Below are 12,619 nucleotides of genomic sequence, written 5' to 3'. Positions count from 1 at the left end.
CATGACTCAAACGCTGGAACGCGCCATCGCCATCGCCGCCACGGCCCATGCGGGGCAAGTGGACAAGGGCGGGGCGCCGTACATTCTGCATCCTATGAAAGTCATGTTGCGCATGAGCAGCCTGGAGGAACGCATCGTCGCCGTGCTCCACGATGTGGTCGAGGACTGCGATGTCAGCCTCGACGATCTGCGCAAGGAGGGGTTCAGCGAAACGGTGCTGACGGCCATCGAATCGGTGACCAAAGTGCCGGGCGAAGCCTACGAGGACTTCATCGAGCGGGTGGCCCTGAACCCCATCGGGCGGGCGGTGAAGCTGGCGGATCTAGAAGAGAACAGCGACCTGTCGCGGATCGCCTCGCCGGGGTGGGAGGATCTTGAGCGGATCGAGAAGTACCGGCGGGCGATCGGCCGGTTGCGATCCTGACGGCAGTTTGATTCAAACATGGAAGAAGAGAGCGGTAGATGGCACGGATAGATTTGAAGGTACCGTATGCGGAAAAGGATCAAGCCAAGTTGCTGGGCGCGCGGTGGGATGCCCAAGCAAAGACCTGGTTTGTGCCGGAGGGTGTGAGCACTGAGGCTTTTGCACGTTGGTTGCCTCGACCGGAGGAGCCCGGTCTGGAGCATGAGCCGGAGTTTTACCTGCGCTCCCCGTACTATTTCATCTTGCAGTCGTCAACGGAGTGCTGGAAGTGCTACTGCCCCACCCGCGTTTTCTCATTCAAGCTCCCGGAGGAGCACGAGCAATTCGAATATGCCGAAGAGGACGAGGACACCGGCTTTTCCCTGGAAAGCGGATTGGGCTACTGGGTAAGTCACGGGGTCCGGGTCGGGTTGTCAAACATCAGGACATTGTCGCCATCGGTCATCAAACAACTTCGTACCTACTCCACTCGCTACCAGCCCGATCACAGCAAGATGGCGGGAGCGATTTACTACATGAATCACTGTGAACATTGCTCTGCCAAACTGGGCGACTTTTTCATGCACAGTGAGCCAGGCGGTGCGTTTTTCCCGATGTCTGCGCAGGCAGCGTCCTCAATGACACTGCACTTGATCAATGAGCGCTTCGATGGCAACGGCAGCGTCGGATGGGCGACCGAAGACTTCATGGATTGCATGCGACTCAAGAACGGTTGATTGCCCATTCATTGCGGGTCATGCAGACGTAGCACTGGGATACGTGAGCATGACCCGTGCAGGTCAGCGCAGGTGAGCAGCAAACCCCGTACGCTCCGGCGCCACATCCTCTTTGAGCGTCAACGAAGGAATCTCGTAATCCCCGCCGTTCTGCTGCCGGAACGCAATCGGCCGGGTGCTCCACAGCTCATCCAGCCGTGAGCCCAGTTCGTCGCAGGTGCGGGCAAACCGTGCCTCGTCCATCCGCCCGGTGCGGTACACCACGAACGGCGGCAGCACATCGAAGCCGGGGTAGTACAGCACCCCGTGCTGGATCGGGAACAGCAGGTCGTCGATAGGCCCGTTGATGCCGCGCGGGCCGTAGTGCGAGTCCCAGCCGCCCGCAGTCACCACCAGCATCGCCCGCTTGCCTTTCAGGTTGCCTTCGCCGTAGCGCTCGCCCCAGCGGCTCTCGGAGTGTTCGCCCACGCCGTAGGCAAAGCCGCAGGCGTAGACCCGTTCGACCCAGCCCTTGAGAATCGCCGGCATCGAGAACCACCACAGCGGGAACTGCAGGATCAGGGTGTCGGCCCACAGCAGTTTTTCCTGCTCGCGGGCGATGTCGGCCGCTTGTGTGCCGTCCCGGTAGGCACGCTTGGAGTCGCGCGACGGTTCGAAGGGCGCACTGCGGTCGCGTTCGGGGCTGTCGTCGCCGTCGATCGCGGCCTTCCAGTTCATCGCGTAGAGGTCGGACACCTGCACGGTGTGGCCGGCGGCTTCCAGGTGGCGGACGGTGAAGTCCTTGAGGGCGCCGTTGAGCGATTGCGGTTCGGGGTGGGCATAGACCATCAGCACATTCATGGGGAAACGCTCCTTGATTGGGTGAAAGCAGGATCGGCATCCAGCCGGTATAGTGGAAATGAATCTCTGACATATCAGGTATAGCAGTGAATAATTTGCGACGGCTGGATATCAACCTGCTGCTGACCCTCGACGTGCTGTTGTCGGAGCACAACGTCACCCGCGCCGCCGAGCGGCTGAACCTGTCGCAGCCCTCGGTGAGCGTGCACCTGGCCAAGCTGCGCGAGATCTTCGGCGACCCGTTGCTGCTGCCGGGCCCCAGGGGCATGCGCCCGACGGCACGGGCCGACGAGTTGCGCGAACCGTTGCGCGAGGCGCTGGAGGCGTTGGAGAGGGCGGTGGCGCCGGCCAGCCCGTTCGAACCGGCGAAGGCGCACAACACCTGGAAGGTCGCGGCGTCGGACTACGGCGAATCGACCGTGCTGCTCCCGGCGCTGGGCGGCCTGCGCGCCCAGGCGCCGGGCACGCGGCTGGCGGTGCTGGACCTGTCGCCGCAGCATCTGGTCAAGCAGGCGGAGCAGGGCGTCATCGATCTGGCGCTGCACACCAGTGAAGACGCCCCGCTGGAGCTGCACCGCCGGGCGCTGTTCACCGAGCGTTACGTGCTGGCCGGCCGCATCGGCCATCCTGGCCTGCAGGGCGAACTGACCCGCGAGCGCTTCTGCGCGCTGGAGCACGTGCTGGTGTCGCCGGAAGGCGGGGGCTTTTTCGGGGTGACGGACAAGGCGTTGGCAGAGGCGGGGCTGTCGAGAAGGGTGGTGCTGTCGGTGCCGCACTTCCTGTTGCTCAAATCGGTGCTGGCGAGCACCGATCTGGTGGCGATGCTGCCGTCGCGGCTGGTCCGCGACAGCTCAACCCTGCAAGCGGTAGAGCCGCCGCTGGCGGTGCCGGGCTATGAGATGGCGATGCTCTGGGCCGAGCGCTCGCACCGCGACCCGGCGCACAAGTGGTTGCGCGAGCACCTGGCGGCGTCCGTCTGAATCACGCGTGGCCGAGGGCGATGGCGAACGACACGACGATCATGCAGGCGAAAGCGAAATTGAGGTTCATGGCGGGCTAATCCTAAGCGTTTTTTGACGGCGCCATTGTGCCTAGGCCTGCGCAAAAGAAAAAATTCGGATGCGTGATTCCAATGATCGAAGTCATTGATAACGCCGCCCGGTCGGCACCTGCACATTCAGCACCGATTGAGTTTCAGCACGCCTTTGCAATTCACCAGGTTCGGAACTTGCTGCAAGTAGGGTCTGGCGGTGTAGTCACTGCGGACGTAGATCTGACGCGTCGCAAAAGCTCCGGGATTTTCCTGACGGGTGTCTCCGGTCAGGCAAGAAGCCTCGACCAGGCAGAAGCGGTCTTCGTCGAACGAGCTTTCCGGAAGTTGCATGATCATCCTCTTCAGGTCACAGGTCTTGCTGGCTGATGAGGTTTTCCAGGCATCTTCACATACATCGGCTCGTGTCAGAGTTGCGTTTGCCGACACGACCCCGACAAGAAACACGGCGGCTAATGTCTTGTTGAGCCCAGGCATGAGTTTCTCCTCATGTAATCGGCAGGCAATGGCTGCCAGGTGCTTATGTCAGGGCATGTTAAGTCGGTAGCGGCGTTCTTTGACCTGTCAGGTTTGACAGGTCGTTAGCATTCCTTGCGCTAACGCGGTAGCCGGTGATGCGTAGGTCATTGTGCTTCTGCCTTGTGGCGGCTAATCTTGCAAGAAAACGCAAAATCAGGCAAAACCATGCACGACCATTCCGCCGCCGAACTCCCGTCCCTGCGCCGCCAGAAAATCCTCTTGATCCTCGAACGTGACGGCAAGGTCATGGCCTCCGAGCTGAGCCAGCACTTCGCGGTATCCGAAGACACCATCCGCCGCGACCTGGCCGAGCTCGACAGCGCCGGGTTGGTGCAGCGGGTGCACGGCGGGGCGCTGCCCCGGCCGAAAGACACCGGCAAGGATTTCCTCACCCGCCTGGACGAGATCGACGAGGTGAAGGTCCGACTGGCCAAATACGCCGCGCAGAAGGTGCGCGACGGGCAAATCGTCATGTTCGATTCCGGCTCGACCACCCTGCAGGTGGCGCGTTCGCTGCCGGCGGACATCCGCATCACCGCGGTGACCGCTGCACCGATGACGGCGGTCGCGCTGTCCGAATACCAAGGGGTGAAGGTGATTCTGGCGGGCGGGCAACTCAACCCGAAGACCTTGTCCGCCGGCGGCCAGGAGGCGTTGCGCCTGATCGGTTCGATCAAGGCGGACCTGGCGTTCACCGGGGTGTGCGCGATTCATCCGCAGGTGGGGATCACCTCGCTGCACTTTGATGAAGTGCCGGTGAAGCAGGCGTTGCTCGACAGCGCGGCGCAGGTGATCGCCGTGACCACGGCGGACAAGCTCGGTGCGGTGGAGCCGTTCGTGGTGGCGCCCTGCGAGCGGCTGCACACGTTGATCACCGAGCGGCATGTGGCGTCGGGCAGCGTGGAGGATTACCGGCGGTTGGGGATTGCGGTGGAGCAGTTGCCTGACTGAGGTGTTGCGGTTGGGGGGTGGGTGCCCCATCGCCAGCAGGCTGGCTCCCACAGGTTTTGTGTTCGCCGCACATTCACTGTGGGAGCCAGCCTGCTGGGGATTGGGCCTATGGGGTCAGCGCAGTTTTTCCAGCATCTGGTAGTACCACATCCCCGCCGCCAGCATCGGATTGCCCAGCAGATCCCCCATCGGCACGCGAATGTGCGAGCAGGCGGCGAACGTGTCGAACTGCGTCATCTGCCCGGTGATCGCCCGGCCCATGATCTCGCCCATGATGTGCGTGGTCGCGATGCCGTGGCCGGAATAGCCTTGGCAATACCAGACGTTGTCCGACAGCTTGCCCAACTGCGGGATGCGGTTGATGACGATGCCCATCGCGCAGCTCCACTGGTAGTCGATCCTCACGCCCTTGAGCGCGGGGAAGGTCTGTTCGATGCACGGGCGCAGTTCGCCGGCGATGTCCCGCGAGTCCTTGCCGCTGTAGTTGGCGCCGCCGCCGAAGAGCAGGCGGCCGTCGGCGGTGAGGCGGTAGTAGTCGAGGACGAAGCGGCAGTCGTACACCGCCAGGTCCTCGGGGTTGATCTGCCGGGCCAGGTCGCCCAGGGGCTCGGTGGTGACGATGCCGCCCATGGCCGGGAAGATCTTGCCCTTGAGCTGCCCCGGTTCGAGCTTGTGGTAGACGTCGCCGGCCAGCAGCACCTGGCTGGCGTCGATCTGGCCGTGGGCGGTTCTGACGCCGGGCCTGTCGCCGTGGAGGATCTCCAGCACTTCGCTGTGCTCGAAGATCAGCGCGCCCAGGCTTTCGGCGGCACGCGCCTCGCCGATGCACAGGTTGAGCGGGTGCAGGTGCAGGTTGCGGGTGTTCTTGATGGCGCCGTGGTAGAGGTCGCTTTGCAGCAGGTCGCGCACCTGGCTGCGGTCGAGCAGGCTGACGTCATCGCCCATGCCCCGGCGCACGGCCTCTTCGTAGTCGCTGCGCAGGCCGTCCAGGTGGGCCGGCTTGTAGGCGGCGTGCAGATGGCCGTGCTTGAGGTCGCAGGCGATGGCGTATTTCGCCACCCGGTTCTTGATGATCTCGTGCCCGCGCCAGCGCAGGTGCCAGATGAAATCGTCCACGTCGTCGCCCAGGGTGCGGCGCATCTGTTTGCGCATCGCGCCGTCGCCGGAGAGGCTGCCGGTGACCTGGCCGCCGTTGCGCCCGGTGGCGCCCCAGCCGATCTTGTGGCTTTCGACGATGGCGACTTTCAGGCCCTTTTCGGCCAGTTCCACGGCGGTGGCGACGCCGGTGAAGCCGCCGCCGATGATGACCACGTCGACGCTGTGCCGCCCCTGCAAAGTGGGGTAGTCGGTGTCGCGGTCGAGGGTGGCGGTGTAGTAGGAATTGCAGCGTTCGGTCATGACAGTGTCCACACGGAATTCAAGTCGGTTGCAGCCCCTGTGGGAGCGGAGGCTCCCACAGGGGGATTCAGCAGCGGGGTTCAGGCCTCGGTCAGGTACCAGCGCCAATCCTGCTCACCCACCTCCGCCATGAACTGCCGGTACTCCGCGCGTTTCACCGCCAGGTACACCCCGAGGAAATCCTGCCCCAGCGCATCCCGGGCCCAGGCCGAGTTCTGCAGGGCGGTGAGCGAGGTCAGCCAGTCGGTCGGCAGCAGCTCCTTGGCCTGGGCATAGCCGTTGCCTTGCACCGGTTCGCCCGGGTCGAGGTTGTCCTTGATGCCGCGGTGGATGCCGGCGAGGATCGCCGCGGCCGCCAGATAGGGGTTGGCGTCGGCGCCGCAGATGCGGTGTTCGACATGCCGGGTAGGGGCCGGCCCGCCCGGCACGCGCAGGCTGACGGTGCGGTTGTCCACGCCCCAGGTCGGCGCCAGCGGCGCATAGCTGTTGGCCTGGAAGCGCCGGTAGGAGTTGGCGTTGGGGCAAAACAGCAGCAGCGAATCGAGCAGCGAGGCGAGCATGCCGCCGATGGCCGTGCGCAGCAGCGGCGTGCCGGCAGGATCCTCCGAGGCGAACAGGTTGCGCCCCTCAGCGTCCGCCAGGCTGACGTGCATGTGCATGCCGGTGCCCGCCAGGTGGTCGAACGGCTTGGCCATGAACGTCGCCTGCATGCCGTGCTTGTGCGCCACGGCCTTGACCAGCCGCTTGTAGCGCACGGCCTGGTCCATCGCCTCCAGCGCATCGCCGTGTTCAAGGGTGATTTCCACCTGGCCCGGCGCGTATTCCGAGATTGCCGTGCGGGCCGGAATGCCGTGCAGCTTGCAGGCGCTGTACAGGTCGGCGAGGAACGGCTCGATCTGCTCCAATTCACGCAGGCCGTACACCTGTGTGTGCCGCGGTCGGCCGCCGTCGGCGTCCAGCGCCGGTTGCGGCCGGCCGTTGCCGTCGCGCCGGGCGTCGAGCAGGTAGAACTCCAGCTCGCACGCCATCACCGGGTGGAAACCCTCGGCCTTCAGGCGTTCGATGACCTTGATCAGCAGGTGGCGCGGGTCGGCGATGCTGGCCGGCATGCCTTGCTGCGGGTGCATGCTGACCTGCACGGCGGCGGTCGGGATCTGCCGCCACGGCAGGCGCACCAGGCTGCCCGGCAGCGGGTAGGCGCGGCAGTCGATGTCGCCGACGTCCCACACCAGGCCTGAGTTTTCCACGTCCTCGCCGTGCACGGTCAGGCCGAGGATGGTGCTGGGCAGGGGGCGGCCGCTTTCGTACACGGCGAGCAGTTCTTCGCGGTGCAGCAGCTTGCCGCGCGGCACGCCGTTGGCGTCGAGGATGAACAGCTCGAACATGTCGATGTCGGGGTTCTGCTCCAGAAAGGTACGGGCGTCTTCAATGGCTGCGAATTTCATGTCAATCACTCACGGTGGCGCCGCACAGGCGCGCAGGTTCGGGCCGGACGCGGCAACGGGCCAAGGCCCGGGCGTTCCGGCAGGGATATCGGATGGCAAGGGGAGGGCTGTCGCGGTCCGGACGGACGCGATCAGACGGGCAGGGCGATATCCGGCGGGCGTGCGGAGTGACGCAGCTTGGAGCGGCTCAGGGCCATGGGGAGATTGACGATGCGGTTCATGCGCACCCCCGGTGAGGGAGGGCGCACGCAGAAGAGACGTTCAACGTTTGTCGTTGTTGGGGTGACGTGCTCATGACGCGTGTTTCCGTTGGCGGAAAACGTCGGCGGCGGGAGTGCCCCGCCAGGCCGGTGTGGCTGGATAGTAAGGGGGAATCCGCGCACAAGTAAACGCCTGATTCCGCCGCATCCGTCGCTGACGGCGGGTCAACGCAGCAGGTAGCCCCCCAGCCCCGTTAGGGCGCAAACGATCAACACCTCGATCACGCCGCGCTTGAAAAAGAACAGCGCGATGGCCGCCGCCAGAGCCAGCAGCACCGAAAAGACATCGGGCCGGCCGGCGAGCCCCTGGGGCCAGAACACATGCCAGGCGAAGAAGCACGCCAGGTTGAGGATCACCCCGACCACCGCCGCCGTGATCGCAGTGAGCGGCGCGGTGAACTTCAGTTCGTTGTGGGTCGACTCCACCAGCGGCCCGCCCGCCAGGATGAACAGGAACGAAGGCAGGAAGGTGAACCAGGTCACCAGCGCGGCGGCGAGCGCCCCGGCGGCGAACGCGTGTTCCGGGCCGAAGGCCGGCTGCACGTAGCCACCGACGAAGCCGACGAACGCCACCACCATGATCAGCGGCCCCGGCGTGGTCTCGCCCAACGCCAGGCCGTCGATCATCTGCGCGGGCGTCAGCCAGCCGTAGTGGCCGACCGCTCCCTGATACACGTAAGGCAACACCGCATAGGCGCCGCCGAATGTGAGCAGCGCCGCCTTGGTGAAGAACCAGCCCATCTGCGTGAACGTACCGTGCCAGCCGAACAGCGCGGTCAGCAGCGCCATCGGCAGGCACCACAGCGCGGCGCCGGCCAACGCCAGGCGCAGCAGTTTCCCCGGATTGAATCGGGCATGCTCGGGCGGCGGGGTGTCGTCATCGATCAGGGCCGGACCGTAGGATTTCTCACCGCTGCGATGGCCGCCGGCCGTGAACCGTTGCGGCGCCCAGCGGCCGCCGACGTAGCCGATCAGCGCGGCGCCCAGCACGATCAGCGGAAAGGGCACGTTGAAGGCGAAGATCGCCACGAAGGCGGCTGCGGCGATCGCCCACAGCCAGGCGTTCTTCAGGGCCCGAGAGCCGATGCGGTGGGCCGCGTGCAGGACGATGGCAGTGACCGCCGGCTTGATCCCGTAAAACACCCCGGCCACCGCCGGCACGTCACCGAAGGCGATGTACACCCACGACAGACCGATCAGGAGGAACAGCGACGGCAGCACGAACAGCGCCCCGGCCACCACGCCGCCCCAGGTGCGGTGCAGCAGCCAGCCGATGTACGTCGCCAGTTGCTGGGCCTCGGGGCCGGGCAGCAGCATGCAGTAGTTGAGCGCGTGCAGAAAACGCTTCTCGGAGATCCAGCGCCGGCGCTCCACCAGTTCCTGATGCATGATCGCGATCTGCCCGGCCGGGCCGCCGAAACCGATGCAGCCCAGCTTGAGCCAGAAGCGCCAGGCCTGGCGCAGGCTGACGGGGTCGGGTTTGGGCAGATCCTTGGGGGGCGTGTCGCTCACCGGCGGCTCCTGGACGAGGTGTTTGGAGCGCCTATCTAATCAGGCTTTTGTGAAGCGAGGGAGTGCGTGAGCGGGCGCTGCGCTTTTTCAGTGGGAATGGGAAGGGCCTGCATGTGTGGTGAGGGCGTTTGCTCCCTCGCCACGAGGCACATTCCGCCGATCCAGTCCTGATGCCGAACTCAAGCGTGGGCCAGGCTCCAGCGGAACGCGGCGGACTGATCGCTCTCCCGGGCCTCGACCCAATGCGCGCCGGCCGGCGTGGTCTCCCGTTTCCAGAATGGCGCGCGGGTCTTGAGCACGTCCATGATGAACGCGCAGGCCTCGAACGCTGCATGCCGGTGCTTGCTGCTGACGCCGACGAACACGATCGGCTCGGTCACCGTCAGCGCGCCCACCCGGTGCACGATCTCCACCGCCAGCAGCGGCCAGCGCTCGCGGGCCTGTTCGGCGATCTGCGCCAGGGACTTCTCGGTCATGCCCGGATAGTGCTCCAGAAACAGCTCGCTCACCGGCTGGCCGACGTTCAGGTCACGCACGTAGCCGATGAAGTTCACCACTGCGCCCACCCGCGGATTCCGGGCGTGCAGGTCGGCGATCAACTGGCCGGCATCGAAGCTTTTGCGCTGGACTCGAACCCCCATGCCTCAGCCTCCCGTGACCGGCGGAAAGAACGCGATCTCGTCGAAGTCCTCGATCGCCTGGTCGGTCTGGCATAGCTCCTGGTTCACCGCGCACATCAGGTTGCCGGCGCCGAGCACCTCGCGCCACAGCTCGCCGCGGGCCATGAGCATCTGCCGCACGTCCTCGACGCAGGCCAATGCGTCGCTGGCGGGGATCTTTTCGCCGCCCAGGTTGAGGCGGTCGCGGTAGCTGGCGAAGTAGTTGATCAGGATCATTGCGGGGTCTCCCATTGAAAGTGGCCGGAGCGGCCGCCCTGTTTGCTCAGAAGGCGGATGTCGCCGATGACCATCGCCCGGTCCACTGCCTTGCACATGTCGTAGATCGTCAGCGCGGCGACGCTGGCGGCGGTCAGCGCTTCGAGCTCGACGCCGGTCTGGCCGGTGAGGCGGCAGGTGGCGACGATCTGCACCCGGTCCGGCTCGCAGGCCTTGAGTTCGACGTGAATGGAACTGAGCAGCAGCGCATGGCACAGCGGGATCAGCTCGTGGGTGCGCTTGGCTGCCTGGATCCCGGCGATCCGCGCCACGGCGAACACGTCGCCCTTGGGGTGGCCGTTGGCCTGGATCATCCGCAGGGTCTCAGGGCGCATGTGCACCCAGGCCTGGGCGCTGGCTTCACGCCGGGTCGGCGCCTTGTCGGTGACATCGACCATGTTGGCCCGGCCCTGGTCGTCGAGGTGGGTGAGGGTGTCGCTCATTCGGGTTGCTCCTGGATCGGGCTGTAGATTCTCGGGGCGCTGCGGTGGGGGATGTGGATCAGGTTGAGCCGGTGCCGGCGCGCCCAGCGCACAGTCAGCGCGGTGGGTGCCGAGAGGCTGACCAGCGTGCCGAGGCGGGCACGCACGGCCTTGTGGATCAGCTCCAGGCTGCAGCGGCTGGTGACCGCGACGAAGCCCTGGCGAGGGTCGAGGCCGGCGAAGCGCATCGCGCCGATCAGCTTGTCGAGGGCGTTGTGGCGGCCGATGTCTTCGCGGCACAGCAAGGGTTCGCCCTCGGCGCCGAAGTACAGCGCCGCGTGCAGGGCGCCGCTGCTGCGGGCCATCGGCTGGGCCTGTTCGATGCGCTGGCGGATGCCGGCCAGGTGCGCGGCCGGCGGCAACGGGGCCGGCGGCAGGATCTCCAGTTGCGGCAACGCCTGCTCCAGCGCCTCGACGCCGCACAGGCCGCAGCCGCTGGTGCCGGCCATCTGCCGGCGGTGATCTTTGAGCGCCCAGAACGCGCGGCTGGAGATCTGCACGTCGGCCTGGCAGGCCTGGTCGAACCGGGTCAGGCGGATGTCGTAGATTTCGTCGGGGCTGTCGATGATCCCGTTGCTCAGGCTGAAGCCGCGGATGAAATCCTCGACGTCGCCCGGCGAGACCATCATCACCGCCTGGCTCAGGCCGTTGTAGGTGATGGCCAGGGCGATCTCCGCCGCCAGGGCGGCGTGGGACACCGGGGCATCGTCCAGGTATTCACGGTAGGCCACCGGCGCCGGGGCGTCGGTGGCGCTGTCGTTTGCGGTCGGTTCAATCGGGCACACCATCGGAAAAAGCCTCGCAGCGCTGAATGGGGATCAGGCTACGGAGGTCCTCGAAGTGCGTCCAATCGCTTGTTCCGATGCGGTGATTGGATTGGTCGATGATGGTGGACAGCAGGTGGTTTCAGGATCAGCTTCTCAAACCCCGGGCGCTTGAATCCCGAACATCCGCCGCGCCTCGGCGAAGCACTTCTCGGCGATGGCCGAACGCGGCTCGGTCTTGCGCATCACCAGCCCCAGCGGGGCCAGCACGCTGGCGTCCGGCAGGTTGATGAAGGCCAGGTGTTCGATGGGCTCTTCCAGCCCGCTGTCCAGCGGCATGATCGAGCAGCAGAAGCCCTGGTGGATCGCCTGCAGCAGCTGATAGGTCGAATCGCTTTCCATGATCGGCTGCGGGTTGAGCCCGCGGCTGCGGAAGCTCAGGTCGATGGATTTGCGGTAGTGCATGCCGGTGGTGATCATGCCCAGCGGCAGTTCGGCGGCGTCCTCCCAGCTCATTTCCGGGCCGTCGAAGTGGAAGTGGCGGGTGTCGTAGAGCAGGCCGACGCGGGTCTCGCCGATCTCGAAGAACTCGAAATAGTTCGGGTTGACGTGATCCAGGTAGCACACCCCAAGGTCCAGCTGGTTGTTGCCCAGGTTCTCGATGATTTCGTCCGAGCTCATCGACGTCAGGCTGTACTTCAGCTCCGGGAACGTGCCCGACAGGCCCTGGATGTAATTGACCGGGTTGAAGTTGCTCAGCGGCACCAGGCCCAGGCGCAGGCTGCCCACCAGTTGCCCCCGGCACGCGGCGGCCTCGGCGAACAGCCCGTCGTGGGCGGCCAGCAGCGTACGGGCCCAGGCCAGCACCCGTTCGCCGGCCTGGGTGAAGCCTTCGAAGCGCTGGCCGCGGTTGACCAGCACCAGGTCCAGTTCATCTTCCAGGTTGCGCAGGCGCATCGACAGGGTCGGCTGGGTGATGTGGCAGCGGGCGGCGGCCTGGCCGAAGTGGCGGGTCTCGTCCAGCGCGATCAGGAACTTGAGTTGTTTGATGTCCATGACGGCACCTGCTCGATGGGAAAGTGGGTATGAGTATTGACGCAGTTGCGCAGGGCGCACGGGGCGCGCAGGGCGCCACGATCCCATCCGTCGCGCCGTGCGTCCAATCGGAGGTTTTTAACGGCCTATCGACGGTCTCTATCGGGCCCGTTCCCAGGGGGGCGGACGAGGGTCGCAACAGGCCGGAAACGGTCGATAGAGCGGGTCGATAGAGCGGTTGGTTAGAGTGATTAGACACTCCTCATAAGTGGCACTTAGGCTCTGGT

The 12,619-nt window shown here is 65.5% G+C and carries 14 protein-coding genes; 4 read left to right on the top strand and 10 right to left on the bottom strand.

The genetic code is table 11. The features are described 5' to 3' along the window. The first annotated feature begins 1 nt into the window (after position 1). Complete coding sequence (locus CAG29_RS07290; protein WP_085694088.1) at positions 2-424, top strand: HD domain-containing protein; 423 nt, start codon at positions 2-4, stop codon at positions 422-424. A 38-nt stretch (positions 425-462) separates the two neighbouring features. Continuing rightward, positions 463-1,140 carry a DUF5710 domain-containing protein gene (locus CAG29_RS07285; protein WP_085583346.1) on the top strand — a complete coding sequence of 226 codons (678 nt, stop codon included), beginning with the start codon at positions 463-465 and terminating at the stop codon, positions 1,138-1,140. A gap of 63 nt (positions 1,141-1,203) precedes the next feature. On the opposite strand, the gene CAG29_RS07280 is transcribed toward CAG29_RS07285, so the two are convergent. After that, complete coding sequence (locus CAG29_RS07280; RefSeq protein ID WP_085583348.1) at positions 1,204-1,980, bottom strand: NAD(P)H-dependent oxidoreductase; 777 nt, start codon at positions 1,978-1,980, stop codon at positions 1,204-1,206. Positions 1,981-2,066: 86 nt separating this feature from the next. Between CAG29_RS07280 and CAG29_RS07275 the strand changes: the two genes are divergently transcribed. Continuing rightward, complete coding sequence (locus CAG29_RS07275) at positions 2,067-2,960, top strand: LysR family transcriptional regulator (protein ID WP_170930026.1); 894 nt, start codon at positions 2,067-2,069, stop codon at positions 2,958-2,960. Positions 2,961-3,157: 197 nt separating this feature from the next. On the opposite strand, the gene CAG29_RS28120 is transcribed toward CAG29_RS07275, so the two are convergent. Then, complete coding sequence (locus CAG29_RS28120; protein ID WP_139831479.1) at positions 3,158-3,508, bottom strand: hypothetical protein; 351 nt, start codon at positions 3,506-3,508, stop codon at positions 3,158-3,160. Between the two features lie 207 nt (positions 3,509-3,715). On the opposite strand from CAG29_RS28120, the gene CAG29_RS07265 reads away from it, so the two are divergent. Then, the gene (locus CAG29_RS07265) at positions 3,716-4,501 is read left to right on the top strand and encodes a DeoR/GlpR family DNA-binding transcription regulator (protein WP_085583354.1); all 786 of its coding nucleotides are present in this window, start codon (positions 3,716-3,718) and stop codon (positions 4,499-4,501) included. Positions 4,502-4,615: 114 nt separating this feature from the next. On the opposite strand, the gene CAG29_RS07260 is transcribed toward CAG29_RS07265, so the two are convergent. The 8 genes from CAG29_RS07260 to CAG29_RS07225 form a co-directional block, all read right to left on the bottom strand. Next, positions 4,616-5,899 (bottom strand): FAD-binding oxidoreductase, encoded by a 1,284-nt coding sequence (locus CAG29_RS07260; protein WP_085583356.1) that lies wholly within the window; start codon positions 5,897-5,899, stop codon positions 4,616-4,618. A gap of 80 nt (positions 5,900-5,979) precedes the next feature. Continuing rightward, a complete protein-coding gene (locus CAG29_RS07255) occupies positions 5,980-7,344 on the bottom strand; it encodes a glutamine synthetase family protein (RefSeq protein ID WP_085656580.1) in 1,365 nt (454 codons plus the stop codon). Positions 7,345-7,769: 425 nt separating this feature from the next. Next, positions 7,770-9,116, bottom strand: a complete 1,347-nt coding sequence (chrA, locus tag CAG29_RS07250; RefSeq protein WP_085694085.1) for a chromate efflux transporter — start codon at positions 9,114-9,116, stop codon at positions 7,770-7,772. Positions 9,117-9,295: 179 nt separating this feature from the next. Further along, positions 9,296-9,757 (bottom strand): molybdopterin synthase catalytic subunit MoaE, encoded by a 462-nt coding sequence (moaE, locus tag CAG29_RS07245; protein WP_085583362.1) that lies wholly within the window; start codon positions 9,755-9,757, stop codon positions 9,296-9,298. A 3-nt stretch (positions 9,758-9,760) separates the two neighbouring features. Then, positions 9,761-10,012, bottom strand: coding sequence for a MoaD/ThiS family protein (locus CAG29_RS07240; RefSeq protein ID WP_085583364.1), 252 nt, complete (start codon positions 10,010-10,012; stop codon positions 9,761-9,763). Further along, positions 10,009-10,494 (bottom strand): cyclic pyranopterin monophosphate synthase MoaC, encoded by a 486-nt coding sequence (gene moaC / locus CAG29_RS07235; RefSeq protein ID WP_085583365.1) that lies wholly within the window; start codon positions 10,492-10,494, stop codon positions 10,009-10,011. The genes CAG29_RS07240 and moaC overlap by 4 nt, the downstream gene beginning before the upstream one ends. Further along, entirely contained in the window at positions 10,491-11,321 is an 831-nt protein-coding gene (gene fdhD, locus CAG29_RS07230) for a formate dehydrogenase accessory sulfurtransferase FdhD (RefSeq protein ID WP_085583367.1), read from the bottom strand. The genes moaC and fdhD overlap by 4 nt, the downstream gene beginning before the upstream one ends. A 132-nt stretch (positions 11,322-11,453) precedes the next feature. Further along, on the bottom strand, positions 11,454-12,353 hold the full coding sequence (locus tag CAG29_RS07225) for a LysR family transcriptional regulator (protein WP_085583369.1): 900 nt from the start codon (positions 12,351-12,353) through the stop codon (positions 11,454-11,456). Positions 12,354-12,619 lie beyond the last annotated feature (266 nt).

This window comes from Pseudomonas sp. B7(2017) (assembly GCF_002112745.1).
In the GTDB taxonomy this organism is placed as follows: domain Bacteria; phylum Pseudomonadota; class Gammaproteobacteria; order Pseudomonadales; family Pseudomonadaceae; genus Aquipseudomonas; species Aquipseudomonas ekonensis.
This window is presented reverse-complemented; position numbering and strand designations above follow the sequence as displayed.

What these genes read in the sequence shown, in the direction of transcription:
- CAG29_RS07265 (WP_085583354.1), top strand. Translation starts at nt 3,716, where the DNA reads ATGCACGACCATTCCGCCGCCGAACTCCCGTCCCTGCGCCGCCAGAAA.
- CAG29_RS07260 (WP_085583356.1), bottom strand. Translation starts at nt 5,899, where the DNA reads ATGACCGAACGCTGCAATTCCTACTACACCGCCACCCTCGACCGCGAC.
- CAG29_RS07255 (WP_085656580.1), bottom strand. Translation starts at nt 7,344, where the DNA reads ATGAAATTCGCAGCCATTGAAGACGCCCGTACCTTTCTGGAGCAGAAC.
- CAG29_RS28120 (WP_139831479.1), bottom strand. Translation starts at nt 3,508, where the DNA reads ATGCCTGGGCTCAACAAGACATTAGCCGCCGTGTTTCTTGTCGGGGTC.
- CAG29_RS07285 (WP_085583346.1), top strand. Translation starts at nt 463, where the DNA reads ATGGCACGGATAGATTTGAAGGTACCGTATGCGGAAAAGGATCAAGCC.
- fdhD (WP_085583367.1), bottom strand. Translation starts at nt 11,321, where the DNA reads ATGGTGTGCCCGATTGAACCGACCGCAAACGACAGCGCCACCGACGCC.
- CAG29_RS07280 (WP_085583348.1), bottom strand. Translation starts at nt 1,980, where the DNA reads ATGAATGTGCTGATGGTCTATGCCCACCCCGAACCGCAATCGCTCAAC.
- CAG29_RS07240 (WP_085583364.1), bottom strand. Translation starts at nt 10,012, where the DNA reads ATGATCCTGATCAACTACTTCGCCAGCTACCGCGACCGCCTCAACCTG.
- CAG29_RS07290 (WP_085694088.1), top strand. Translation starts at nt 2, where the DNA reads ATGACTCAAACGCTGGAACGCGCCATCGCCATCGCCGCCACGGCCCAT.
- moaE (WP_085583362.1), bottom strand. Translation starts at nt 9,757, where the DNA reads ATGGGGGTTCGAGTCCAGCGCAAAAGCTTCGATGCCGGCCAGTTGATC.
- CAG29_RS07225 (WP_085583369.1), bottom strand. Translation starts at nt 12,353, where the DNA reads ATGGACATCAAACAACTCAAGTTCCTGATCGCGCTGGACGAGACCCGC.
- moaC (WP_085583365.1), bottom strand. Translation starts at nt 10,494, where the DNA reads ATGAGCGACACCCTCACCCACCTCGACGACCAGGGCCGGGCCAACATG.